This window comes from Endozoicomonas acroporae (assembly GCF_002864045.1).
In the GTDB taxonomy this organism is placed as follows: domain Bacteria; phylum Pseudomonadota; class Gammaproteobacteria; order Pseudomonadales; family Endozoicomonadaceae; genus Endozoicomonas; species Endozoicomonas acroporae.
This window is the reverse complement of the sequence record NZ_PJPV01000161.1, coordinates 16,353-40,383: the sequence shown is the minus strand read 5'-3', so window position 1 is coordinate 40,383 and position 24,031 is coordinate 16,353. Positions and strand designations below refer to the sequence as shown.

The 24,031-nt window shown below is 49.3% G+C and carries 24 protein-coding genes; 15 read left to right on the top strand and 9 right to left on the bottom strand.

Annotated elements, in window-relative coordinates; genetic code table 11:
* The first annotated feature begins 46 nt into the window (after positions 1-46).
* The 5 genes from CX664_RS21555 (at position 47) to CX664_RS21535 (ending at position 5,025) form a co-directional block, all read left to right on the top strand.
* The gene (locus CX664_RS21555) at positions 47-268 is read left to right on the top strand and encodes a DUF433 domain-containing protein (protein ID WP_101748719.1); all 222 of its coding nucleotides are present in this window, start codon (positions 47-49) and stop codon (positions 266-268) included.
* A complete protein-coding gene (locus tag CX664_RS21550) occupies positions 268-606 on the top strand; it encodes a DUF5615 family PIN-like protein (RefSeq protein ID WP_101748718.1) in 339 nt (112 codons plus the stop codon). The genes CX664_RS21555 and CX664_RS21550 overlap by 1 nt, the downstream gene beginning before the upstream one ends.
* A gap of 180 nt (positions 607-786) precedes the next feature.
* Positions 787-2,406, top strand: coding sequence for a type I restriction-modification system subunit M (locus CX664_RS21545; protein ID WP_101748717.1), 1,620 nt, complete (start codon positions 787-789; stop codon positions 2,404-2,406).
* Positions 2,403-3,578 (top strand): restriction endonuclease subunit S, encoded by a 1,176-nt coding sequence (locus CX664_RS21540; protein WP_101748716.1) that lies wholly within the window; start codon positions 2,403-2,405, stop codon positions 3,576-3,578. The genes CX664_RS21545 and CX664_RS21540 overlap by 4 nt, the downstream gene beginning before the upstream one ends.
* A gap of 286 nt (positions 3,579-3,864) precedes the next feature.
* Entirely contained in the window at positions 3,865-5,025 is a 1,161-nt protein-coding gene (locus CX664_RS21535; protein ID WP_101748715.1) for an ImmA/IrrE family metallo-endopeptidase, read from the top strand.
* 4 nt (positions 5,026-5,029) lie between these two features.
* On the opposite strand, the gene CX664_RS21530 is transcribed toward CX664_RS21535, so the two are convergent.
* Positions 5,030-5,560 (bottom strand): hypothetical protein, encoded by a 531-nt coding sequence (locus CX664_RS21530; RefSeq protein ID WP_101748714.1) that lies wholly within the window; start codon positions 5,558-5,560, stop codon positions 5,030-5,032.
* 215 nt (positions 5,561-5,775) lie between these two features.
* Here CX664_RS21530 and CX664_RS21525 point away from each other — a divergent pair, with 215 nt between their 5' ends.
* Positions 5,776-6,306, top strand: a complete 531-nt coding sequence (locus CX664_RS21525) for a hypothetical protein (protein ID WP_101748713.1) — start codon at positions 5,776-5,778, stop codon at positions 6,304-6,306.
* A 304-nt stretch (positions 6,307-6,610) separates the two neighbouring features.
* Here the strand turns inward: CX664_RS21525 and CX664_RS21520 are convergent, their stop codons facing one another.
* From CX664_RS21520 to CX664_RS21500, 5 genes are all read right to left on the bottom strand, one after another.
* The gene (locus tag CX664_RS21520; protein WP_101748712.1) at positions 6,611-8,086 is read right to left on the bottom strand and encodes a YfjI family protein; all 1,476 of its coding nucleotides are present in this window, start codon (positions 8,084-8,086) and stop codon (positions 6,611-6,613) included.
* Positions 8,067-8,414, bottom strand: a complete 348-nt coding sequence (locus tag CX664_RS21515) for a hypothetical protein (RefSeq protein ID WP_101748711.1) — start codon at positions 8,412-8,414, stop codon at positions 8,067-8,069. Before CX664_RS21515 ends, CX664_RS21520 begins: the two co-directional genes overlap by 20 nt.
* A 91-nt stretch (positions 8,415-8,505) precedes the next feature.
* Positions 8,506-8,928: a hypothetical protein gene (locus CX664_RS21510; protein ID WP_146000206.1), complete on the bottom strand. Its 423-nt coding sequence runs from the start codon at positions 8,926-8,928 to the stop codon at positions 8,506-8,508.
* A 123-nt stretch (positions 8,929-9,051) separates the two neighbouring features.
* Positions 9,052-9,285, bottom strand: a complete 234-nt coding sequence (locus CX664_RS21505; protein ID WP_101748709.1) for a helix-turn-helix domain-containing protein — start codon at positions 9,283-9,285, stop codon at positions 9,052-9,054.
* 287 nt (positions 9,286-9,572) lie between these two features.
* Complete coding sequence (locus CX664_RS21500) at positions 9,573-10,799, bottom strand: site-specific integrase (protein ID WP_101748708.1); 1,227 nt, start codon at positions 10,797-10,799, stop codon at positions 9,573-9,575.
* A 320-nt stretch (positions 10,800-11,119) separates the two neighbouring features.
* Here CX664_RS21500 and CX664_RS28325 point away from each other — a divergent pair, with 320 nt between their 5' ends.
* The 4 genes from CX664_RS28325 (at position 11,120) to CX664_RS21485 (ending at position 15,470) form a co-directional block, all read left to right on the top strand.
* Positions 11,120-11,344: a terminase small subunit gene (locus CX664_RS28325; RefSeq protein ID WP_101748707.1), complete on the top strand. Its 225-nt coding sequence runs from the start codon at positions 11,120-11,122 to the stop codon at positions 11,342-11,344.
* Entirely contained in the window at positions 11,293-11,493 is a 201-nt protein-coding gene (locus CX664_RS25895) for a hypothetical protein (RefSeq protein WP_146000205.1), read from the top strand. The genes CX664_RS28325 and CX664_RS25895 overlap by 52 nt, the downstream gene beginning before the upstream one ends.
* Before the next feature lie 304 nt (positions 11,494-11,797).
* Positions 11,798-14,176, top strand: coding sequence for a type I restriction-modification system subunit M (locus CX664_RS21490; RefSeq protein WP_101748735.1), 2,379 nt, complete (start codon positions 11,798-11,800; stop codon positions 14,174-14,176).
* Positions 14,169-15,470 carry a restriction endonuclease subunit S gene (locus CX664_RS21485; RefSeq protein WP_101748706.1) on the top strand — a complete coding sequence of 434 codons (1,302 nt, stop codon included), beginning with the start codon at positions 14,169-14,171 and terminating at the stop codon, positions 15,468-15,470. Before CX664_RS21490 ends, CX664_RS21485 begins: the two co-directional genes overlap by 8 nt.
* Positions 15,471-15,475: 5 nt before the next feature.
* On the opposite strand, the gene CX664_RS21480 is transcribed toward CX664_RS21485, so the two are convergent.
* Both CX664_RS21480 and CX664_RS21475 read right to left on the bottom strand, forming a co-directional pair.
* A complete protein-coding gene (locus CX664_RS21480; RefSeq protein ID WP_244910705.1) occupies positions 15,476-15,760 on the bottom strand; it encodes a HigA family addiction module antitoxin in 285 nt (94 codons plus the stop codon).
* Positions 15,761-15,765: 5 nt separating this feature from the next.
* Positions 15,766-16,044, bottom strand: a complete 279-nt coding sequence (locus CX664_RS21475; RefSeq protein ID WP_101748704.1) for a type II toxin-antitoxin system RelE/ParE family toxin — start codon at positions 16,042-16,044, stop codon at positions 15,766-15,768.
* Between the two features lie 47 nt (positions 16,045-16,091).
* Here CX664_RS21475 and CX664_RS21470 point away from each other — a divergent pair, with 47 nt between their 5' ends.
* The 4 genes from CX664_RS21470 (at position 16,092) to CX664_RS27145 (ending at position 21,276) form a co-directional block, all read left to right on the top strand.
* Positions 16,092-19,154, top strand: a complete 3,063-nt coding sequence (locus CX664_RS21470; protein ID WP_101748734.1) for a type I restriction endonuclease subunit R — start codon at positions 16,092-16,094, stop codon at positions 19,152-19,154.
* A gap of 347 nt (positions 19,155-19,501) precedes the next feature.
* Positions 19,502-20,290 carry a hypothetical protein gene (locus CX664_RS21465; protein ID WP_101748703.1) on the top strand — a complete coding sequence of 263 codons (789 nt, stop codon included), beginning with the start codon at positions 19,502-19,504 and terminating at the stop codon, positions 20,288-20,290.
* Positions 20,291-20,295: 5 nt separating this feature from the next.
* Positions 20,296-21,006, top strand: a complete 711-nt coding sequence (locus CX664_RS27150) for a calcium-binding protein (RefSeq protein WP_219622252.1) — start codon at positions 20,296-20,298, stop codon at positions 21,004-21,006.
* Entirely contained in the window at positions 21,007-21,276 is a 270-nt protein-coding gene (locus CX664_RS27145) for a calcium-binding protein (protein ID WP_219622254.1), read from the top strand.
* Between the two features lie 47 nt (positions 21,277-21,323).
* On the opposite strand, the gene CX664_RS21455 is transcribed toward CX664_RS27145, so the two are convergent.
* Positions 21,324-23,390, bottom strand: a complete 2,067-nt coding sequence (locus CX664_RS21455; RefSeq protein ID WP_101748702.1) for a hypothetical protein — start codon at positions 23,388-23,390, stop codon at positions 21,324-21,326.
* Between the two features lie 277 nt (positions 23,391-23,667).
* Between CX664_RS21455 and CX664_RS21450 the strand changes: the two genes are divergently transcribed.
* Positions 23,668-23,958, top strand: coding sequence for a hypothetical protein (locus CX664_RS21450; protein ID WP_101748701.1), 291 nt, complete (start codon positions 23,668-23,670; stop codon positions 23,956-23,958).
* The last annotated feature ends 73 nt before the right edge of the window (positions 23,959-24,031 follow it).

Below are 24,031 nucleotides of genomic sequence, written 5' to 3'. Positions count from 1 at the left end.
AGACTAGAATAGGTCAGGAATAAATCACGGCGAAAGGAGATGGCAAGTGATTAACGGTAATATCTGGGTAGAGTGTAAGCCCGATGTAATGAGAGGCAAACCCTGCATCAAAGGTACCCGGATTACAGTGGAAAGCATTTTGGAAATGTTGGGTTCAGGCATGACCTATGGGGAGATTATTTCTGATTTTCCCAGCCTGGATGAAACCAGGATCCGGGCAGCGCTGGAATATGCAGCGAGCCACCTGCCGAAAGGGAATGCTGCGTAGTGCTGCTGTTTGATGAAAACCTGTCATATAAGCTGGCGAGGATGGTCAGCAAGCCTTTCAGGGGAGCGGTTGCCGTTTCAAGGGTAGCGACTTTGGGGGAAGGTGCTTCAGATCAGAGCGTTTGGGACTATGCGAAACACCAGGATCTGGCAATTGTGACTAAAGACCGGGATTTTGTCGATTACTGGAGCCGCCTTGGCCCTCCTCCTAAAGTCATCCATATTCAGATCGGGAATGCTCGACTGGCTGCGGTACAGTCTCTGATTATGGATAATCAGGATTGCATCAACCAGTTTCTGGCTGAAGAAAACAGTGGGCTTCTATGCCTTCGCCTGTAACTTGGTGCCAAATTCAAGACGCTACGTATCTTTGACCAGTACAATACTGCATTATTGGCTTAACCCATCCAGGTAAGATTCATCTCTGGCCCTGTGAAACAGGATGTCGGGAAATTACAAACCAAAATCCGTATACTCCCACCATTTTCTACCCCCTTTAAAGTGAAATAGGCATCACCCATGATCACCGGCGATCTGAAAAGCAAAATCGACAAGCTCTGGGAAGAGTTCTGGGTGGGCGGTATCACCAACCCGCTTACTGTGATTGAACAGATCACCTACCTGATGTACTCCCGCATGCTGGATATGCAGGAGAGCAAGGACGAGCAGCGTAAGGCGCTGGCAGGCGTTGACTTCAAGCCCCGTTTTGCTGCCCATGAGCAAGACTACCGGTTCAGCCATTTTGCCAACCTGGGTGCGGATGAAATGATGGAGCTGGTGCGGGATGAGGTGTTTCGTCACTTCAGAACGCTGAGTGAGAAGGGGTCTTTACTCGGCAACTTTATGAAAGATGCCCGGCTGGAAATCGTTAAGCCCAGCTTGCTGGTAAAAGCAGTAGAGATGATCAAACAGTTACCGCTGGACCGGGGGGACACCAAGGGTGATCTGTACGAATACCTGCTGAGTAAACTGACCACGGCGGGCATCAACGGCCAGTTCCGTACCCCACGTCATATCATCCGGGCCATGGTGGAGATGATGGAGCCTAACCCGGCCCGTCATGAGCGTATCTGTGACCCTGCCTGTGGGACCGGTGGTTTTCTGTCGTCCAGTTACGAATACCTGCTGGAAAAATACAGTTCCCTGGATTCCGTCCATAAAGAGATGGTTATTAACCAGAAGGGCGAACCCGAAGCCCAGTATGTCTATTCCGGTGATCTGCTGAATGAATACCGGAACCATGTGGACTACGACATGTTCCACGGTTATGACTTTGACTCCACCATGCTGCGCATTGCCGCCATGAACCTGATTATGCACGGGGTGGACGAGCCGGATATCCACTACCAGGACACCATGAGCCAGGGTTTCAGCGACAAATTCCCGGAAGCCTCCCACAATGCGTTTCATCTGATTCTGGCCAACCCGCCCTTTACCGGCACACTGGATGAAGAAGACATTGACCCGGTATTGCTGAAAACTGTCAAAACCAAAAAGACCGAGCTGCTGTTCTGCGCCCGTATTCTGCAAATGCTGAAAGTGGGTGGTCGCAGTGCCACGGTTGTACCCCAGGGAGTGCTGTTCGGTTCCAGCAAGGCGCACCAGAGCCTGCGGGAAAAGCTGGTGGAAGAGAACCAGCTGGAAGCGGTGATCAACCTGCCTTCCGGTGTGTTTAAGCCTTATGCCGGTGTGGCCACGGCGATTCTGATTTTTACCAAGGGTGGTGAGACTGATGACGTCTGGTTCTATGACCTGGCAAACGACGGTTATAGTCTGGATGATAAACGGACACCGATTGCCAAAAATGACCTGCCGCATCTGATTGCCAGTTGGAAGCAGTATCGCCAGGGCAAAGGCCGACCGGTGGATGCCTTTGTGGGCCATAAATTGCAGTCGCATTTTATTAGAGACTACCCGAAAGGGATTGCTGCAACGGATTTTCAGGATCGCACTCAGAAGGCTTTTGTTGTGCCTAAAGCAGACCTGAAAACCAATAAATACGATCTTTCCATCAACCGCTATAAAGAGGTTGTTTATCAGGAGGAGCAGTATGAACCGCCTAATGAGATTCTTGCCCGGTTGAAAGCCTTGGAGGCTGATATTCAGCAAGAGCTTTTGGCGTTGGAGGGAATGCTGTGAGCTGGCCTCTTGTAAAAATAAAGGATGTATTCGATGTGGCCAGAGGTGGCTCACCCCGACCCATTCAGGATTACCTGACAGATGATCTTGATGGTTATAACTGGGTCATGATTGGTGATACAAAAAAGGGCTCTAAATACATTGAGTCCACGGCCAAGAAAATCAGAAAAGAAGGGCTTAAGAAAACCCGTCAGGTAAAACCCGGGGATTTTTTGCTGACTAACTCAATGAGTTTTGGCAGGCCGTACATAATGAAAACGTCAGGATGTGTTCACGATGGATGGCTAATATTGAGTCCAAAATCTGATCAGATTTTTACCGATTACTTTTATCACTACTTGGGGTCAGAGATAGTGTATAACCGCCTGGCAGGAAAAGCTGCTGGGGCAGTCGTTAAGAACCTGAATAAGGATGTTGTTAAAGAACTCGAAATTCCGCTTCCTCCACTGGCCGAACAAAAACGCATTGCCGCCATTCTGGATAAAGCCGACCAGCTACGCCAGAAACGCCAGCAGGCCATCGCCCTAGCCGACGACTTCCTCCGCAGCGTCTTTCTGGATATGTTTGGCGACCCGGTCACTAACCCGAAGAGGTGGGAGGTAAAGGATATCTCAGATGTTTGTACGGACATAGTTGACTGTGTGAACCGAACAGCACCAACAGTTGATTATGAAACACCTTATAAAATGATTAGAACAACCAATGTTCGTGGCTATAAATTGCACCTGTTCGACTTGAAGTGTGTTGATAAAGATATTTATGAAAAATGGATAAGGCGGCTTCGTCCACAGAAGGGCGACATTATCTTTACCCGTGAAGCTCCAGCGGGAGAGGCCGGTATCATCGAAACAAATGATCTGGTTTTCCTTGGACAGAGGACTATGCACTTCAGACCTGACAAGCACTTGGTAAAGCCAGCATACTTATTATATGAGCTGATGGGTGGCGGTATAAAGCAGCAGATTAGGAAGTTAAGTTCTGGATCTACAGTAACTCACCTTTCCGTTCCTGAATGTAAAAAATTTAAGGTCAGAGTGCCTCCTATAGAACTGCAGGAAGCGTTTGAAACCATTAAATTGAAGCTTGAGTCAATTAAAGATGTAAAGCGCACGGCTAATGAGTTACCTCTTTTTAACTCTCTTTGCCAAAAAGTTTTTTCCGGAGAGCTTTGACCTCGTTACCAGGGTCCTCCGTGGGAATGCCTACCGAACTTCCCTGAAGTGGGGTGGCAGATTCGAGTTCCGAAGACTCTGAGGCAGTGGGTATGCATTCCCACGCAGAGCATGGGAACGAGATTGCAAGAGCAAGGATCTGCACCTGTCAGCAGGAACCACATAAGGTTTCACGACAAGGCTGTATGGGATCTGTTTTGGACGATGGCAGTAAACCTCGACGAACGCCTACCGATGGAATATTCATAATGATACCATTCCAACCATTACACGATGGACCTCAATAATGAACGAAGCCATGATCAATCCGGAGATTGTCCACTGGGCGCGAGAGCGTGCTGGGATGGCTCCTGCTGATCTGGCGGGAAAGTTAAAACAGAAGCCCGAAAAGCTGCTTGAGTGGGAACAGGGCAAAAGTCGGCCCAGTTTTTCCCAGGCTCAGAAGCTGGCAAGCCACCTCCGGGTTCCTTTCGGTTATCTGTTTCTTAAAGAGCCTCCTGAAGCTCCTTTGCCCATACCTGACCTGCGTACCGTGGGCAGTCGGGTATCCCCTGAGCTGGGGCAGAATTTCCGTGATCTCCTGAATAATGTGCTGCTCAAGCAAGAGTGGTTTCGGGAGTACCAGATTGAAAACGGGAATGACAAAGTTGAGTTTATAGGCCGCTGTTCTTTGAATGACGACGCTGCCAGTGTGGCTGAGGATATCGCTCGTACGTTGGGTGTAACGGCCGCTTTACGGAAAGGTGCCCGGAACTGGGAGCAATACCTGAGCTTGCTGATTGAAAGGGCGGAAGCCGTGGGCATTCTGGTGATGCGAAGCGGCATTGTCGGCAGTAGTTCTAATAGAAAACTGTCTGTGGAAGAGTTTCGGGGGTTTGCCATCAGTGATGATTATGCCCCGCTGATCTTTATCAATGCGGCCGATGCACCTGCCGCGCGGCTGTTTACCCTGGTTCATGAACTTGCCCATTTGTGGGTGGGTAACAGTGGTATTTCTAATGTTCCGCTGGATGATTTTTCTGAACGAGGCCACCAGAGGAAGGAAGAGGCATTTTGTAATCGGGTTGCTGCTGAGTTTCTGGTGCCTGGTAAAGAGTTTGTGAATGACTGGCAGGCAAAGCGCAGCCTGGTGGAAAACTGTGCGGATTTAAAAAAGGTTTATAAGGTCAGCCCCATGGTGTTGGCACGTCGTGCCTATGATCTTGGTCTGATTCCCCGCGAGGAGTATCTGGACTTTTATCATGCTGAGCTGAAAAAGTTCCGGAATCAAAAAGGCGGTGGTGGTTCTTTTAATCTGAACCTGAAAACACGCAATGGCGTTCTTTTTTCTACGGCTGTTGTGGGGGCTGCAATGGAAGGGCGCTTGTTACTCAGGGATGCTTCCCGGCTTTTGAATATCAATAAGATCAGTACTCTCAACGATTTTGCCAAGTCTCTGAATGGATAGTCTCTTAATGTAGGATGAGCTGTTGATGCAATACCTTTTGGACGCGAACACGTTTATCCAGGCGAAAAACCAATACTATGCTATGACCATTAATCATCTGACCATAGCAGGTTGGATGATTCGCTGTTTTGGGCAGAATAGAGCCGTGACACACGCCGTTCACTATAGACCCAATGCATTCGTCTGCTCGGTAGACTTTGGTGCCGTAGCTGGACTGTGTCGCCCTTCTGGCAGATGAGTTCTGAATACCTCGATTCATGGTACTGACATAGAAATCCATCTGTTGCTGATATTCAGAGGCCAGACACTGTTCGTAGGCAAGAGAATCCATTTGCCCTGATGATTCTTCCTGCTGCTTCTGACAGCTTTCTACAGCTCCATTACGTGCCATCTGGTCAAAGGCATTGTAATACGTCTTGTATACAGCGACTTGAAGCTCCCCAACCTTCCGGGCTACGGATGTGCAGCCTGAGGTTGTCATTACGACCAGTGCAGCGATTACCAGCTTGAGCGGTGTATTGATCTTGTTGATCAACGTTCAGGTACTCCGGGATGGATGATTGGGCTGGTAGATTCTCACAAACCTCTCTTTTTTAACCATTATGAGATATCGAACTTTTATGGTCGTACATTTCGTTTAATAGTGCCTATTTTCGGTACAGGTGAAAAAAGTTAGTCATCGAGAGAATAGAGTGAAGTCTGATAGTCACTGACCTAAAGTTTCAACCGACACAGCCTATACTCCACCTGATGAATTTTATTTTCTCCAGCCGAGTGGGCTTCATCATGACTCAACAATCCTTCAGTGAGCAATTCGTTCAGGCCTTCATCCGGAAGAAAAAACGGGACAAGTTTTTAGGCAATGTCAGTCAGTCATCCAAGGGGAAATGCAAGATTTCAGAGGCACTGCTGGAATTTGCGCAGCCCATTTTAAGTGTGACCGGTGACGAGAGCCAGGAAGTGGTGGAGTCGGCCGTCAGCCTGGCGACGATGTGCTGGAATATAGGTGCTTACCCTGAAGATGAGGGTAAAGAGATGCTGGATGAAATGGTGAGTCAGATCATCAGGGAACATATGGCTTCATCCGGCAATGACGAGGATGAGGATATCGACGGGTCTCGGGTACTTTTCTGTGAACTGCTGGACAGTATGGTTGAGCAGCGTAGAACTGTGTTCAGCGACGACTCGCGATTTGTTATGGATTTTGATGTGTTGCGGGAAAACGGTGGCTACCGGCTGAAAGTGTTCAGCTCGGTGGTACCGCCAACATTGTTTGATTAGTTAGTGGGTGAACCTTTTGAGGCGCATAAACAGCGCCTACTGAATGGCCGTTCAGGAGCCTGAATGTCTGGTTATTCAGTGACATCAGTAGCGAAGAAATGAATTATAGAATAAATAGCGCTAAGCCTTATGGTGACAGCGTTATATTGTTCGCTCATGATTTTTCGAATGAATGGGGATGGCGAAGAAATGTTTTATCGCCTGGACTGCTGGTTGATGAATTATTCGCAAGGTGGGTTTTATTCGCCACCTGCTGTTCGAATGAAATAACCCACATACAGACCGGCCTGTGGGTATTAATTCGTTAATTCGTTTTTTTCGTGGAGGTGGGGCGAAATATTTTTGCTCTTCGGCCTCGCTTGTTTTTAGAGTGGTTGACGACTTCTTCAATTTTCGGCGGTGCTGACTCCAGGAGTGTGCAGATCGCTTTTTCCATATCACTGGACTTCAATTTATTTTTAAAATGTTTATGAATGTCGGTCAGTGTGCAGCCGCTACCATTGTTGATGAAGGTTATGGCATAAAGGATGCGTTCAGCCAGACTGGCTGCTTCTTCCTGCTGGGCTTCTTGTCTTGCCGTTTTCAGCAAGTACCTGAGGCTATCCAGTGAATAATCCATGCACTTATAGGCTTGGCTGACATGCTCAGCGGTAATGACGTCACTATAATCCATCAGGGCAAAAATAGCTGACAGCCGCCATATAAAGACTCGGTGACGGGATGCCAGATACGACAGAATCCTTGGCATGCTATCCAGATCCGATTCTCTCTGAATATATTCAGCCTCAATGATTTTCAGGCCTTCCTCTGACATCGTTATTTCTTTGCCTTCATCATTAAAGGCATTATCGATAGGGCGTTGATCTCTTGCTTTAATGATTACTTCGGCATACCACTTGGAGAGGGCTTCCGCTTCCTGGGATGAGTAGCGCCGTGGATTGGGTATTGGTTTTTCACGTTTGGCTGAGAAAATCAGGTTACGATTCAGGGCACCGTTTTGCGCCTGGGTAAGAAATGATTTATGGCCGGATAGTTCTTCCGGAGTGATATGACCAATAATATTGATATGGGGGTGAGTTGCCATCCTTGGGTTTACCGTCATATTGGCCAGCATTTTCCCATCATATGCATCCCGCAAGACCATTGATAACGTGTTGCCACCCCGTTGGCCTTGTGCCAGAACATTCGCATATTCAGATTCAGTGATCATCAGGCGCTTATCTTGGACGCCCTCCCGCTCGTTATCGTTATCAGGGTCTTGAATGGATTGTATCAAGCCTTCCCCTGATGACAGACCAGATAATGTGCGTGGTGGTTGGTAACCGAATTTTTCTTTCAATATTTTTGTGCCGAGTTGATCAATGTATCGGGCTTGCGACTCTGCGGTGCCTTTGACTCTGCCCGTATCGCCAACGAGTAACCCGTAAAAAATCAGAGGGTGCTTTTCATTCCCGATCATTACATGCCGCTGTTGACCAACGTGGGCAGCGAAATAGGTGATGAGGTGTAAGGCCACTGCCATTGGGTGTGCTTCTGTATGGTGGCAAGCCACATTGACGGCTGATTGCAGGTCCGGAGGAAATGCACCTTCCGGGGTTTTTGGAGGAGGGTTGATATTATAGAGCTCGTTATGCTCTTCCCTCTTTTCAGTAGAAGTGCTGATGGGAGGATGGGGTGGTTTTAACGCGTTGTAAATTTGTGTGACAGGGCTCGTTGATGAGGCGTCAATCTTATCCATGTCAGAGTGTATGGTTGTGCGATTAATTGGTCGGTTTTCCATGGGGATTCTCTTCATATTGGTATGATGTGTCTGACCCAAGCTGGCTGGCCCCAACAAAGGCTGCGCCATTGTTCATTAGTACTTGGGCGAGTCGATCTAAGTCGGAAATAGGTCCACCGGTGAAGTCAACGACGATGACACTCTTGTGTTCAACTGGCCATTGGTATTGTGTTACAGATGCTATTGTTGGAAGCACAAGTATGTTCTGGTGTCCCTTATTAATGCTTTCGCGGGCTGCAATCCAGCAGTGCGGTGCTCCAACGAAAAGCACTATAATTTTGTTATTGGGAACCACCAACCGCCTTCCGTAGGGAGGGAGTTTTTTCATGGCTTTGGCATCCTGCCGTTCGTGGTTTTACTGAAAGCCCCAGCAGGGTGCTGGAGCTATGTGGTTAACTTCAGTCTTGGGCGATATGCGACTAAGACGGGAATTGACCGTTGAGCACCTTGAGCAGTGGCCAGGATATAAGGGCTTCTCCTCGCGCTTCCCGGTACTTGTTACAAAGCGCTACGGCCCGTAATGATGAGGTTGTGTCTTTGATCCAGTAACGGGTAACGCAGACAGGTTTCCCGATGATAGCTTCCATTGTTTCAGAACGTCTGGCTATTTCTATATTCTTAGCCTCTAAAGCCGCAACGTAGCTGCTCAGGCAGTGGCACCAGAATGAGCCGAGAATATGCTGAAACTGGTAACCAAAAGGCTGCCTTACGGTTTCAAATACGGTCAAACCCTGAGTACCTGCATCCAGCAAGGCCAGAAGGGCTTGCTCAGTTCGGCTGATGGGCTTGGGAGGTGTTGGAGTTCTATAAAAGTACTGGTTTTCCATCCTTGGATTGTTCATGATAGTAATATCCAGTATCGACGCATTGGTGGTTGTTTGAAGTAAGCGCTTTCAGCGGCAACTGAAAGCGTTTTTATCTTTCTAAATCTACTGTCTTTAGATTTTTTTCTTTCTGTTTGAGTATTAATTGCCTGCCTCCTGTTCAGCAAGTGTCTTGTATTGAGGCAGATTGTTCCGCCATTCATTCAGTGCCTCGATAGGGTAACGAACTCGTTTACCAATTCTGATAAAGTATGGCGGCTCAAGCCCGGACAGGCTTCCGGTTACTCGGGACTGAGCGATTTCAGTTTTCGCTATTCCCAGGTAGTCCGCAGCCTGATCGGCTGTGAGCAGTGCTGGTGGGATGGTTTTTGGCATATAGCTTTCCGTAGCCGTTTAAACAATAAATCAGATTTAAATCCTGATTCGCTAATGAGAATTCAAACAAAGGTGTGTTGTATCAGTTTGAAAGTCTCTAAGGTCAATATGCCAGTATTTTTGATGAAGATAAAATAAGGGAGATATATGTTTTTAATAAACAATGAACGAGTATGAACGCTCTTAAACAACTAGAAACAATGCGAACAAAGGGAAACATAATTTTTTTATAGATTTTTTTTATTATTAAAAAATATCTATAACAACTTTTTGTAAAAATACTCATGCTATTCCAACTTGGTCACAGCGCTCATCTTTCGCTGATCATTGGTATGGAGGTATCTAGCAGTAGTTTCCAAGTCTTCGTGCCCCATCAATTCCTTGATTGTCACAAGGTCAATGCCAGCATGAGCCAAGCGAGTTCCAAATGTATGCCTGAGGTCGTGTAATCGAATGTCAGGAAGATTTGAAAGCTCTCTGATCTTATCCCAGGAGGAAGCAATATTGTCTAATCGCTTGCCAGTCTTTGGGCTGGGGAAAACATAGGTGGATGGTTGAATGTGGTTCATCCAGCTGACTAGCGTTCTGAATGCTTTTTCATTAAGTGGGATATGTCGGGTTTGTCCAGACTTTGCACCTTCACCGACGACAGTCAGTATGCGGGCATGTAGATCAATATCTTTGGCCTGAAGGTTGAACAGCTCACCTCGGCGAAGGCCTGTGTTGATCGCCAGAATGACTATGGGTTTAATGTGGTCAGTAAATTGGTCATTCAGAGGTGCCGGTGGCTCATATCTACGCTCAATACACCATTCTATTTTGCTCTGGCGTTTTAGCTTTTGTTGTTCCTGACGCTGCTCAATAGCAGCAAACAGCTTGCTCTCTTCATCGCTGGAGAGAAACCTGATTTTCAAGTTTTTGTCTTCTTTCATTTTTTTCACCTTGGGCATGGGCGAATCATTTAATAAGCCAGCGTTCACAGCTTTTGAAAAAACACCTCGGAGCGCGGTGAGTTCCCGATTACAGGATGAGGCTTTACCTTTGAATGCCCGCTTCCACTTCTCAAGCTGCCAGGGGGTGATTTCCGATAACGGTTTGTCGAGGAATTCTTTAAAATGTCGGGTTACACGAGGGATGATGTCGGCGGCAGTTTTTACCGGAGTGACCTCCAGAAATTCAGTATGCAGGAAGCTTCGCAAAGTTGCTGCCGGTTTGGCTTTGGCGGCTTCTCGTAATTTCTTTTTGTGCTCCGCTGGGTCTATTCCTCTTGCCGCATCACCGGCAAATACTTTGGCCTGCTCACGCGCTTGAGCTACGGTCAGGGCTCCGTAGTCGCCGATCTTTATCATGTTGCGCTTACCGTTGATCCGGTAACGAAGGTTAAATACCACACCACGTTTCTTTTTCTCGGCCATAAATCCAGGGATATCGGTATCATATACACGGTCACCGCTGGTCATATTTTTGATAACTGTCTCGGTGATTTTTCTTTTTAATGGAGGAAGGCCTTTCATGTTCTCTGGTCCAAATAATTATTATTGATCAAAACTGTATCCCAACTGTATCCCGGTAGAAAATACACGTCCTGAATGTAAATGTATCGCTATGGGATGAAAGGTCAAGTAAATCAATGGGTTTGGAGGGTGTTTCTATTCGGGGAGATTCAGGATAATATATTTTAATCTCCCTCCAGAGGCAGAGGTCAGAGGTTCGAATCCTCTCGGGTGCGCCAGTAAAATCAATGTTTTATCTCCTGTTTTCTCTTCGTCAAAATCACTTGAATTTCTTTTTCCACTTCATTTCCACTAACGTGTGAAAAACGTAATCCTAGACTATCGATCAGAACGCTACCCGTGCAGCCATTGCCGCTGGGTATAGTCCAAAGACCGCCAGAGTTCAGGGCAGTCGATTGTTAGCAAATGCTGACATTTCTACAGAAATTCGTGCCCGGCAAAACAAACTCAGCCGTGAGTTGAATATTTCGGCCCAAGACAAGCGGGCGAAGCTGTGGCAGATTGCGCAGACGGGTACAACAATGGTGATTTGCAAGCCACCATGAGTTGCCTGAAGTCAAGAGGCTGGAGCAGTAACGATCATTTGACCAAGGCAACACGGGAACTGCTGGACAAGGAGTTGATTGTGCGGACGCGCCGGGGTGGGTTTTTCTGCAATTTGCTATTTCCTGCACCGGCTATTGGTGTTACCTGAACCAGATTCTGGTGCTGATGGTGCCGATTTTGACCTTGTTCTGTACCAGATACTGGTGACCTTTATATATCTACCATAGGTATAGGAATAAAAAGGGAAGCAAAGGCAGTCATTATCATCGTCGTCAAACACCCTCACGATTTCGGTCATACAACCGGTTTTGCTTTCGTGCTAGCATCTGCCGCTATCAAGATTGCAGGCACCCACTTCAGACAGTTTATTGGCCTGGCTTTGCTTGCCCAACCTGCGCTGTCTGTCCTCTTGCCTGCCGGTTTACCGTCGTTTTATCTGGAACCTTTTCTCCATGGATCACAGTGCCCACAACAAGCTGGTTTCGTTTATCTGGTCGATTGCTGATGACTGCCTGCGGGATGTCTACGTCCGGGGCAAGTATCGGGATGTGATTCTGCCCATGGTGGTCCTGCGTCGTCTGGATGCGTTGCTTGAGCCAACTAAAGTGCAGGTGCTGGAAGAGGTTGAGTTCCAAAAAAAGGAGATGGGCGTTACCGAGCTGCTGACTGACCCGCTGATGGCGGCTTCCGGTTATAAGTTTTACAACACCAGCAAGTGGACCCTGACCAAACTGAACCAAACCGCCACCAATAACCAGCAGATTCTGCTGGCCAATGTGGAGGATTATCTGCACGGGTTCAGCCAGAATGTCAAGGAGATCATCCGGCGCTTTAACCTGGAAGCGCAAATGGAGCATATGGCCAGAAAGGATGTGCTGCTGGATGTGCTGGAAAAGTTCACCTCACCCCTGATCAACCTGACCCCAAAGGAAGCAGAAGACCCGGATGGCCGTAAGCTGCCTGCCCTGAGCAATCTGGGCATGGGCTATGTGTTTGAAGAGTTGATCCGCAAGTTCAACGAGGAGAATAACGAGGAGGCCGGGGAGCACTTTACACCCCGTGAGGTGATCGAGCTGATGACCCATCTGGTGTTTGACCCGGTCAAAGCGCGGTTGCCCCTGACTCTCTCCATTTACGATCCGGCCTGCGGTTCCGGCGGTATGCTCACCGAGTCGCAGAATTTTATTGATGAAAAATACCCGGCAGAGGGCTACCAGCGGGATATCCACCTCTACGGCAAAGAGATCAATGATGAGACCTACGCCATCTGCAAGTCGGACATGATGATCAAGGGCAATAACCCGGAGCATATTCGGGTGGGCTCCACGCTCTCTACCGATGAGTTTGCCCGGGAGCGGTTTGATTTTATGCTCTCCAACCCCCCTTATGGCAAAAGCTGGGCCGGTGAGCAGAAGTACATCAAGGATGGTTCTGAGGTGATCGACAGTCGCTTTCGGGTGCGCCTGACGGATTACTGGGGCAATGGTGAAGTGCAGGATGCCGCCCCCCGGTCCAGCGATGGGCAGTTGCTGTTCCTGATGGAGATGGTCAGCAAAATGAAGGAGACCGATGCAGGCTCCCGTATTGCTTCGGTACACAACGGCTCCAGCCTGTTTACCGGCGATGCGGGCAGCGGGGAAAGCAATATCCGCAGGCATATCATCGAAAATGACTGGCTGGAAGCCATTATCCAGTTGCCCAACAACCTGTTTTATAACACCGGCATCACCACCTATATCTGGCTACTGTCCAATAACAAGGCCGCACATCGCAAAGGCAAGGTGCAGTTGCTTGATGCCAGCGGGCTGTACCGCAAACTGCGCAAGAACCTGGGAAACAAAAACTGTGAGTTTGCCCCGGAGCATATCCAGGCGATTACCGGTAACTATCTGGCACTGGCTCAGGTAGAACGGGAGGGTGACAGTAGCGGCATTGCTGCCAAAGTGTTCGATAATGACGACTTTGGTTACTACAAGGTCAATATCGAACGGCCTGACCGACGCTCAGCGCAGTTTACCCCGGAGCGGATTGCCCCGTTGCGATTTGATAAAGCCCTGCGGGAGCCCATGGAGTGGGTATTCAGTCAGTGGGGCGAGGCGGTTTATGAGTCGGAAACGCTGAAGGCCAATGAACAGGGGATTCTGGGCTGGTGTGAAGAGAATGAATTGAGCCTGAATGCTAAAAACCGGAAGAAACTGTTAAGCCCGGATACCTGGGTCAAGGGGTGCCATCTGTTCAATGCTGCCAACCAGTTGCTGGAAGCCATTGGGCAGCAGACGTTTACTGATTTCAACCAGTTTAGAACGCGGGTAGACCAGCACCTGAAAACGGCACAGCTGCGTCTGGGGGCCAGTGAGAAAAATGCCATTCTCAATGCCGTCAGCTGGTATGACCCGCAGGCGGAGAAGGTGATTCGCAAAACCGAGAAGCTCAGTGGCGAGAAGCTGGAAAAGCTGCTGGAGCATTTGGGGTGTGAGGAGTCGGAACTGGGAGACTTTGGTTACTATCCCACGGATAAGGCCGGTGAGTACCTGACCTATGAGCCTTGCAGCGACCTGAGGGACAGTGAATCCATTCCCCTGAAGGACCATATTCACCGTTACTTTGTGGCGGAGGTGAAGCCTCATGTGGCGGAGGCGTGGATCAACCTGGACTCCACCAAAATTGGCTATGAGATCAGCTTTAACAAGTACTTTTACCGGCATAAGCCGTTGCGTTCTATGGAAGCGGTGGCGGCGGATATTGTGGCGCTGGAGCAGCAGGCGGAGGGGTTGATTGCTGACATCTTGGGGATGGGTATTGCTGAGGTTTCGGGGGTGGAGCATGGATAAGGTGTTGGCGGTTATGCCTCGGTATGAGGCTTATAAGGATTCTGGGGTTGAGTGGTTGGGGGAGATTCCTGAGCATTGGCAAGTCAGACGGATTAAGACCCTTAGCATGATAAAGCGCGGTGCTTCACCAAGACCAATTGATGACCCGCGATATTTTTCTGAAAAAGGGGAATATTCATGGGTTCGCATAGCTGATGTTTCTGCGAATGAACACTATTTAAACTGTACAAAAGAAAAGCTTTCAAGGCTTGGAGCTTCACTGAGCGTAAAAATTCAGCCTGGGCAGATTTTTCTTAGCATTGCTGGCACAGTAGGCAAGCCAATAATCTCGAAAATACGATGCTGTATACATGATGGTTTTGTTTATTTCCCTGAACTTAAAGACAATCCTGAGTTTATATATCGAGTATTTGAAACGGGGCAACCATATCTTGGTCTTGGTAAACATGGCACTCAGTTAAATTTAAACTCGGAAACTGTTGGTAATATCAGAATTGCATACCCACCAGTTTCGGAACAGGGTGAGATTATTTCTTTTCTGGATCGCAAAACCACCCAAATCGACCAGGCCATCCAGGTCAAAGAAAAACAGATCACCCTGCTAAAAGAGCGCAAGCATATACTGATTCAGAATGCCGTGACCCGTGGCCTTGATCCAGCGGTGCCGATGAAAGATTCCGGTGTTGACTGGATTGGGGAGATTCCGGCGCATTGGCTAACATCCCGCAGCAAGTGGCTGTTCCTACAGAGAAGAGAAAAAGCCAAGAAGAGTGATGAGCAGCTAACAGCATCTCAAAAATATGGAGTGATACCTCAGCAGAAGTTTATGGCCTTAGAAGGAAGAAAAGTAACTCAAGTTGACCTAAATCCTGAGATTTTAAAGCATGTGAGTGCAAATGACTTTGTGATCAGTATGAGAAGTTTTCAGGGCGGGATTGAGCACTGCCTTTACGAGGGGTGTGTGAGTTCAGCTTATGTTCCACTGATACCGCAAGAAAACATTCATGCGCCTTACTTTAAGTATCTGTTCAAATCCCAGAGGTATATAGAAGCGTTACAAAGTACATCTAATCTTGTTAGGGATGGGCAAGCGCTGAGGTATGAGAACTTTTGCATGGTTGACCTCCTTATTGTTCCAGTGGAAGAGCAATTAAAAATTGCAGTCTATATTGAACAAAAGTCCACCAAAATCAACAAAGCCATCACCCTCCACCAACAACAAATTGAACGACTAAAAGAGTACAAAGCCACCCTGATCAACAGCGCCGTAACCGGCAAAATCAAAGTGGCCTGAGGACATCAGGCGGCATCCGGCCGGTAGGGGGTAACGTCCAGCTCCCCCTGCTTGAGATGCCAGAGATCGTGGGCATTTTGCATCCGCAGCCAATGGTCGGCAGAGGGTTTGCCAAACACCTTCTCCAGACGCAACGCCATTTCTGCGGTAATCGCCCCCCGGCCGTTGATGATTTTGGACAGGGTCTTACGGCTGACGCGCAGGTGTTCTGCCGCCTGGGTAACGGAAAGCCCAAGCGGTTTCAGCAGATCTTCACCCAGAATTTCACCGGGGTGGGCGGGGTTGTACATGGCCATCAGTGGTAATCCTCATAGTTGACTATTTCGACACCGGCCTGTGTCAGTCGGAAGGTCACTCGCCAGTTGCCACTGACGGTGACCGACCAGATACCCTGCCGTTCTCCTTTCAGCTGGTGCAGACGGTAGCCGGGAAAATCCATGTCAGAAATATGCGCCAATTCGTCCAGGTTGGTGAGAATGCGCTGCAATTTTCTGGCATGTTGCGCCTGTATTCCCGAGGTTTTACCGGTACGATAGAACCGCTCCAACCCTTTGTGCAGAAAACTGAGTATCATAGCTGAAGTGTAACCCCTGAGGTTCCAGTGTCAATTGAGAGATGATTATGGTCAGCCAAACCAACGAGCAGGCACTTGAGGCCGCCATCGAACAGCAGCTTACCGGCACCTGCCTTGAACACAGGGACAAGGTAGCAGAGGGGGGCACCACCGCTGCACCGAACCACGGTTACCGGCTGGGTTATGCACAGGATTTTAATGCCCATTACGCTGTGGATAACCAACAGTTCTGGGCATTTCTGCAGGCGACCCAGGGCGATGAACTGGCAAAGCTGCAAAAATCCGGGGCGGACTGGCAACAAAAAATTCTCGACCGCTATGACCGGCTGGTGAAGAAGTACGGCTTGCTGCATCTGCTGAAAAAAGGCCTGGATGTGGATAACGCCCATTTGACGCTGTTCTACCCGGCACCGCTGGCCAGCAGTTCGGAGAAAGTAAAAGCCCGATTTGCGGCCAATATTTTCAGCGCTACCCGACAGGTACAATATTCCCTGGCCAACCGACGGGAAGCCATTGATCAGGTGTTGTTTATTAACGGCCTGCCCTTTGCCACCCTGGAGCTAAAGAACCCGTGGACCGGGCAGACCGCCCGTTACCACGGCCAGAAGCAGTACCGGCAGGACCGGGATACCAGCCAGCCGCTGTTGCAGTTTGGCCGTTGTCTGGTGCATATGGCGGTGGACACCGATGAGGTGTACATGACCACCAAACTGGCCGGTGAGCATACCTGGTTTCTGCCGTTTAACCGGGGGTATGCCCTGGGAGCCGGGAATCCACCCAATCCGAAGGGGCATAAAACGGCCTATTTGTGGCAAGAGGTGCTTCGCCGGGAGAGTGTCGCCAATATTATCCAGCACTTTGTCCGGCTCGATGGCAGCAAGAAAGACAAGCTCCCCGGGCGCACGCTGTTTTTCCCCCGCTATCACCAGCTGGATGTGGTTCGTCGGCTGGTGGCCCACGCGGCACAGGCGGGGGTTGGTCAGACCTATTTGATTCAGCACTCGGCGGGTTCCGGGAAATCCAACTCCATCACCTGGGCGGCGTATCAGTTGATTGAGGCCTATCCTGCCAATGACGGGGTGCCCGGTGCCCGGTCGGTGGACCAGCCGTTGTTTGATTCGGTCATTGTGGTGACGGACCGGCGCTTGCTGGATAAACAACTGCGGGAGAATATCAGGGAGTTCTCCGAGGTTAAAAATATTCTGGCACCGGCCTATAAGTCGGCGGAGTTAAAGGCTGCCCTGGAGCAGGGCAAGAAGATTATTATTACCACCATTCAGAAATTCCCGTTCATTATTGATGGCATCAGCGACCTGAGCGACAACCGGTTTGCGGTGATTATTGATGAGGCCCACAGCTCCCAGAGCGGTTCAGCCCACGACAATATGAACCGGGTGATTGGCACTGGGGGCAATGAGGATGACGAGGCGCTGGATGCCCAGGATAAAATTCTCAAGGCGATGCGCTCGCGCAAAATGCGGGGCAATGCCTCCTACTTTGCCTTTACCGCTACACCAAAAAGTACGACGCTGGAAAAGTTTGGTACACGACTGGCGGATGGCAGTTTTCACCCGTTCCACCTCTACTCCATGAAGCAGGCCATTGAGGAAGGGTTTATTCTCGATGTGCTGGCCAATTACACCACCTACAAAAGTTACTACGAGATTCAGAAGTCCATTCAGGATAACCCCCTGTTTGACACCCGCAAGGCGCAAAAGAAGCTGAAAGCCTTTGTGGAGCGCCATCAGCAGACCATCAACCTGAAAGCTGAGATTATGCTGGACCATTTTATGGAGCAGGTGGTGAGCAATAAGCACAAGCTGAAGGGCAAAGCCAAGGGGATGGTGATTACCCAGAATATTGAGTCGGCGATTCGCTATTACCATGCCCTGACCCGGCTGCTGGCGGACCGGGGGCAGCCGTTTAAGGTGTTGATTGCCTTTTCCGGCAGTAAAGCGGTGGACGGTATTGAGTATTCCGAGCCGGAGATTAACGGGTTTTCCGAGAGTGATACCCGTGACCGGTTTGATACGGACGACTACCGGCTGCTGGTGGTGGCCAACAAGTACCTGACCGGCTTTGACCAGCCGAAGCTGTGCACCATGTATGTGGATAAAAAGCTTCAGGGAGTGCTGGCGGTGCAGGCGCTGTCCCGTTTGAACCGGGCGGCTCCCAAGCTGAACAAGAAGACGGAAGACCTGTTTATTCTGGACTTCTTTAACGAGGTGGAAGATATCAAGGCGGCTTTTGACCCGTTTTACACGGCCACCAGTCTTTCGGAAGCGACGGATGTGAACGTGCTCCATGAACTGAAGGCGGTGCTGGATGAGGTTGGGGTGTATGAGTGGGCGGAGGTGGAACAGTTTGTTGAACGGTATTTTGATAATGCTGATGCCCAGCAGTTAAGCCCGATTATTGATGTGGCGGCGGACCGTTTTAATCGTGAGCTGGAACTGGAAGAGCTGGATAAGGCGGATTTCAAGATCAAGGCCAAGCAGTTCGTGAAGATTTACGGCCAGATGGCGGCCATTATGCCCTTTGAGATCGTCGCCTGGGAAAAGCTGTTCTGGTTTTTGAAATTCCTGATTCCCAAGTTGATTCTGCAAGACCCGGAGGCGGACCAGATTGATGAGTTGCTGAACTCGGTGGATCTGTCCTCCTACGGCCTGCAACGGGTAAAGCTGAACCATGCCATTACCCTGGATGCCAGCGAAACCGAGCTTGACCCCCAGAACCCCAATTTACGGGGAGCCCATGGCGGTGAGGAGGAAAAAGACCCGCTGGACGCTATTATTCAGTCGTTTAATGAGCGGTGGTTTCAGGGATGGTCCGCCACGCCGGAAGAACAACGGGTGAAGTTTATGAGCATGGCCAGCAGTATTCGTAACCATCCGGACTTTGCCGCCAAGTACCAGGGGACCGATGATCGCCATAACCGGGATTTGGCCTTTAACAAGATTTTTGATGAGGTGATGCTGAATAACCGGCGCAATGAGCTGGAGCTGTATCGGCTGCTGGCCACGGATGCGGCGTTTAAGGCGGCGATGCAGCAGAGTTTGCGGGAGATGTTGGATGGTCCTGCGCAACTTTCAGGGAAGGCTGCCCAATGATAGTCTGCTTAGAATTCATCAGCGTGAAGGTAGGCTTGTGACAAAGACTGTATTGATTACTGATTTGGACAATACACTGTTTGACTGGTTTGGCGTCTGGTATGCCTGTAATTGGCATTTGCGTTGATCTATCCGGCAAGTCCATTGCCGAAATCGGCATTTATTGTTCTGCGGCGGAGTGAAACGACGCCGCACCCACTCAGTGCGAGTACATACTGAGTCAGTCTGCAAAGTAATGTCATTACTTTGCCCTTGCTTGCATCCCGCAGTGATCTGACTGATAGTTCAAATCTGTCATATTCAGCCAGTAAGCCCTCCTGCGAGAGAACAGCCAAGAGATACCGCGAATGCTTGAAGTATTAATTTCTGCTACCAATGCCTTTTGTAAATATATGAAGGTTGACCTGGATCGGTTACCCAGTCCGGATGGTAAGCGCATAGGCACTCAACCCATTGCTTCTGGGGATAATGTCATTGCCTGGCAGGTGCATGCGATTAAGGGCTACCGGAATAGAGAAGGGTACACGGATGTTATTGCTGTAGAAGCCCGCAGTCGTTATGCCATTTTGTTTTCTAACCCGATGTTTTCAGATTTAGATGAGTTTGCTGAGCGATTTACCAAACGCTGGGCCAGAGAGTGTATCCATATGGCCATAGAGAGTGGTGCTACAACAGAAGCGCAGGCTCAGACCATGTATGACCAGTTTCTGGATATGGAGAAGGGAATCCGGTTTGTCAGAAATACCGACCTTAGCGTCAACGGACATGTTGCGGATGCTGAGCAGTGGCTGAGTCAATCCTATGAAGATTATGGGGTGGAGCAACTGGACGAGAGTGAAGAGATCGGGTTGGGTATGCACCGCATCAACTGTGTTCACAAAAAGGCCAGGGCGTTTCCTGGTGCGAAACCAATGGAGCGGTTTATTCCAATGTCGCGGATGGTGGATGATTGGCTGTTCCGGTTTGCCAGAGGATTGTCTGAGTGGGCGTATCCTGAAACGCCGGATGGGAATTTTCCGAATCCTTTTCCGGCGGTAGTAGCTACTGTTATCGGGCAGAAGGCGCCATTGGTTTTGCGAGATAATGTGGTCAGCCTTGACGAAGTACGTAAGCGTAAGACGATGCAGAAGGCATAACAACCATGAGTGAATACCAGTATTACGAGTTGGTGGCCGTTGACCGGCAGTTGTCGAAAGAGGAGATGGGGTATCTTCGGGGGATTTCCAGCCGGGCACAGATATCGTCTACCCGGTTCTGTAACACCTATAACTACGGTGATTTAAAAGCCGACCCAAGGCAGTTACTGAGCAGGTTCTTCGATGCCTATGTTTATGTCTCCAATTTTGGCTGCAAAATTTTTGCGATTAAGGTGCCTCGTCATCTTATTGATGAATCGACACTGCTGCGTTACCTCCTGGGGAATATCTGCACTTACAAATCGTCTGGCGCGCACTGGATTATTGAATTTGTCTATGAAGATGAAGACAGCTACGACGATGAGTGGGATGAAGGCGATGGCTGGATGGGCAGCCTGCTGAACATTCGCAGTGAGCTGATGCACGGTGATTATCGTTCACTGTATCTGGCCTGGTTATCTCAATTGGATGAGCTGGAACCGGATGCGCTGTCCCCCGCCATCACTCCGGGCCTTGATGACCTTTCTGCCAGCCAGAGTGCGTTGTGCGATTTCCTGAAACTGGATGCCCAGCGGGTTGTTGCGTCGGCCAAGGTCAAACCGGATTATGCCAGTGTTGAGCCTGAAGTGTTAATTGAAATAGAGGAACGGATTTACAACGATATTGTTGTGGATTGCTACGATGAGCTGGAGCGTAGCACCGGCTGGCATTGTTAACTGGATGACAGGCTGGCTTTTCCCTTTGAGGCAGAGTGCTGTCAGGAGTTAACGGTATCACCACTGAAAATGAAAGAGCGGGTGGTGGTTACCGGAATGGCGGATCAGGATTATTGCGAGGCCACCATGCAGGTTCAGATTAAGTGGCTGGATCGAACATTGGCAGTTCCGCTGGTGCAACTCGAAGCATCCAGTGATGACGTGGACGAAGAGACGGTTGAAGCGATAGGTGACTGGCATTATTGGGTTGAGCAGGGATACCACTTTTAAGAGACTGTCCACTATCTGTTGAGATAGCGGACAGTTCTGGCTAAAGGCTACATCGAATTTCGGGCAATGGCGTTTAGAAGGCTGATGTCGTGGGCAGGCATATCAGAGTGTGCCAGCAGCCAGTTGGCTATGGCATAATCCGTGCTCTGCTTCTGTCGGTTTTTATTGGTGCTGTAGTGAGCCCAAAGTGCCATGCGTCCAAGCCGTTCTGCCCATTTTCCTCGTGCAGGCTCAATCACCTCCGCAAAGAATGCTTCATTACTTCGGGTGTTCAGCTTTCTGAAGGGGCCAATCATATCGGGATCTTCAAACCATGACTGGCCCACAGCACTTTGTGTCCATTTTGCCGAGCGTTTCTGCACAGAGGCAATATCTGCCGGTGAAGGTGTTTCGGATAAGAGTGGATCAAAAAGCGTCGCTAAATCCGTGCTTTCCGGGTTCCAGCTCTCCACACCCAACAGCTCCATTACCTGTACCAGCTCATGGTCAATGGCGACGCCACTTTTCAGGTTAAGGGCCAGGAAAAAGGGCAGCTGCTTGTGAATAAGTTCGAGGGAAACTTTTTCCGCTGCCGCATCCTGTTGTTTCATCATGGAGACATACTGCTGTATCTGACGTTTTGGGGCTGGCGGAGTGACTAATACGTCGACAATACCCACGGATTCCTTCAGGACAAAAGAAATCAACCGCTGCAGTTTGCCATCACGGAAGGTTAACATAGCGCCCTGAGCACCGCTGCCATCAACGGCCGACATATAGGTTTCGAGGATATTGCTGGCTGGTAATGGTTGTGGTGACTGAGGGGCTATGCCCTTTTTACGGGCAGCCTGGACCAGTTTATCCACCTTGCTCTTAACCGGTGCTGCCAGCCAGTTACGAATTCGAATCAGCCGGGCCAGTGTGACTGGAGTGATGGCCGCCGGATTATGGCTCAGTACTTTGACAATGCTCATTGCCCGCTCCTGATTATCATCCAGCATCATCAGGGCGGTTCCGTTCAGGCCCTTTTCGGAGGTGATGAGTGCATGGGTAATCAGCTCCAGTCCTTCCGGCGGAATAAAAGCCAGTTGTTCCTGCAGGGCTGAGACCAGGGCAAATTCATCCGGTATCTCGCTGATCATGCTCTGCAAGGCTTGTTCAACCGCTTCTGGGGTCAACTCGTCCGGTGCCATCTCAGTGACATTATCCATATGCCATTGATGAATAAAGTTAAGAAACTCAGGGGATAGAAATTGCTTATGGGTTGATAGCACGGCAAACAGCACACTCATGCCTTCAGGAGCCAGGGCATTATCTTCACCACTGACGATGATCTGCTGTTCAATCGTTTGCCAGAATTTCTGCGCATGGGGAGCGCCTTGCCGGATTTGCATAAAGACGTCCTGACAGGCGCAGTTCAATAGTTCAAAAACGGCCTCCTCCGCATTGGGCAGATTGGGGTCAAAACCGATATGGCAGACATAATCCAGAAGTTCCGCCACATTGGACAGCTCACGAAGTGGCAGCCAGTGATCCGGTGGTGAAGGTTTCTGTTTGTAGTCTGGCAGATGGTGAGCCGCATCGGCGATCAGGTTTGCAACCCAGTCATCATCATCGTGATGAGTAGCCGGATTAAGCGCTGCCTGCATTAATGTATTAAAATCCATTCCTGCAAAAGGATGGCCGTTGCCGTCGCCTTTATAAATGCTCAGATAATCTTTGCGAATACTCTCCAGAAAGGTAATAACACTTTCTGCATGTTTCAGTCTTCGCTGCTTGCCACCATTTAAGATGCGATGGAGCAACTGCCAGTAGGCAATCAGTTCCGGGACAATGGTTTTGGCCTGAGTGTCGGAGCAGATCAACTTGCGGGGAAAGAGGTCCCGCATTAGCTCTTCGGCCGCATCCACATCAAGATCTTTCAAGTCTGTGCCAATGTAGTTCAGGTAAAGGTTCATAAACATATCGAACCAGCTGCCTTCCCCTTTTTTATTGGCTTTGGATAACTTTTGGTATTCGGGGGATGCCAGATAAAAGGGGCGGGTTGCATCCAGCCATTGATCCAGCTTGACATTGGCTGCATCGGGATCTTCAGACTGATCAATATTACCTAACTGGAATGGTTTTATCGCCATGGGGGAGGTCTCTGGATTCCTGTCAAATGTGGCATCATAGAGACTGGGGGCGATTTTGCAATATAGATTATCTGGTGCTTGTTGGTCTCAATTTGGAGTACTAAAGGTTTCCTGCTGGGGGCTTGAGAAGTCGTCATGGCTTCCGATGTGAACCCAGACAGTTATGAACTTGGTTCCGGAAAGCGTGTTATTGTTAAACATGGAGCGTTGGATCAGCAGTTTTTAATACTGTGCCCGCCCACATGAAGAATGAATCCAGACATTGAGAGAATAAAGAATGGATCGATCCGGTTATTTCTATAAGAGTGAGTTTGCTGATATGACGGAGATTCCGGTTTCTCTGGAAGAACTGCAATCGGTCAGTCAGCAGCTGGTTGAACAAATACACATAGGGCTGAGTAGCGAAGAAAAACAGTTCCTGCTCTCTTTCAAGAGGGGAGAGCCTGATTGGTCACTGCTCGCCATCGATTTTGGTCGAGATTTGTACTTTTGTTCTATAATGATAAGGGTAGATAAATCAATAATAATCAGTGGTTTATGGAGATCTTTCAAATGCGTCAAATATTAAATATGTACCAAAGCACCTCTCCGGAGGCAGAGGTCAGAGGTTCGAATCCTCTCGGGTGCGCCATAATCATAAT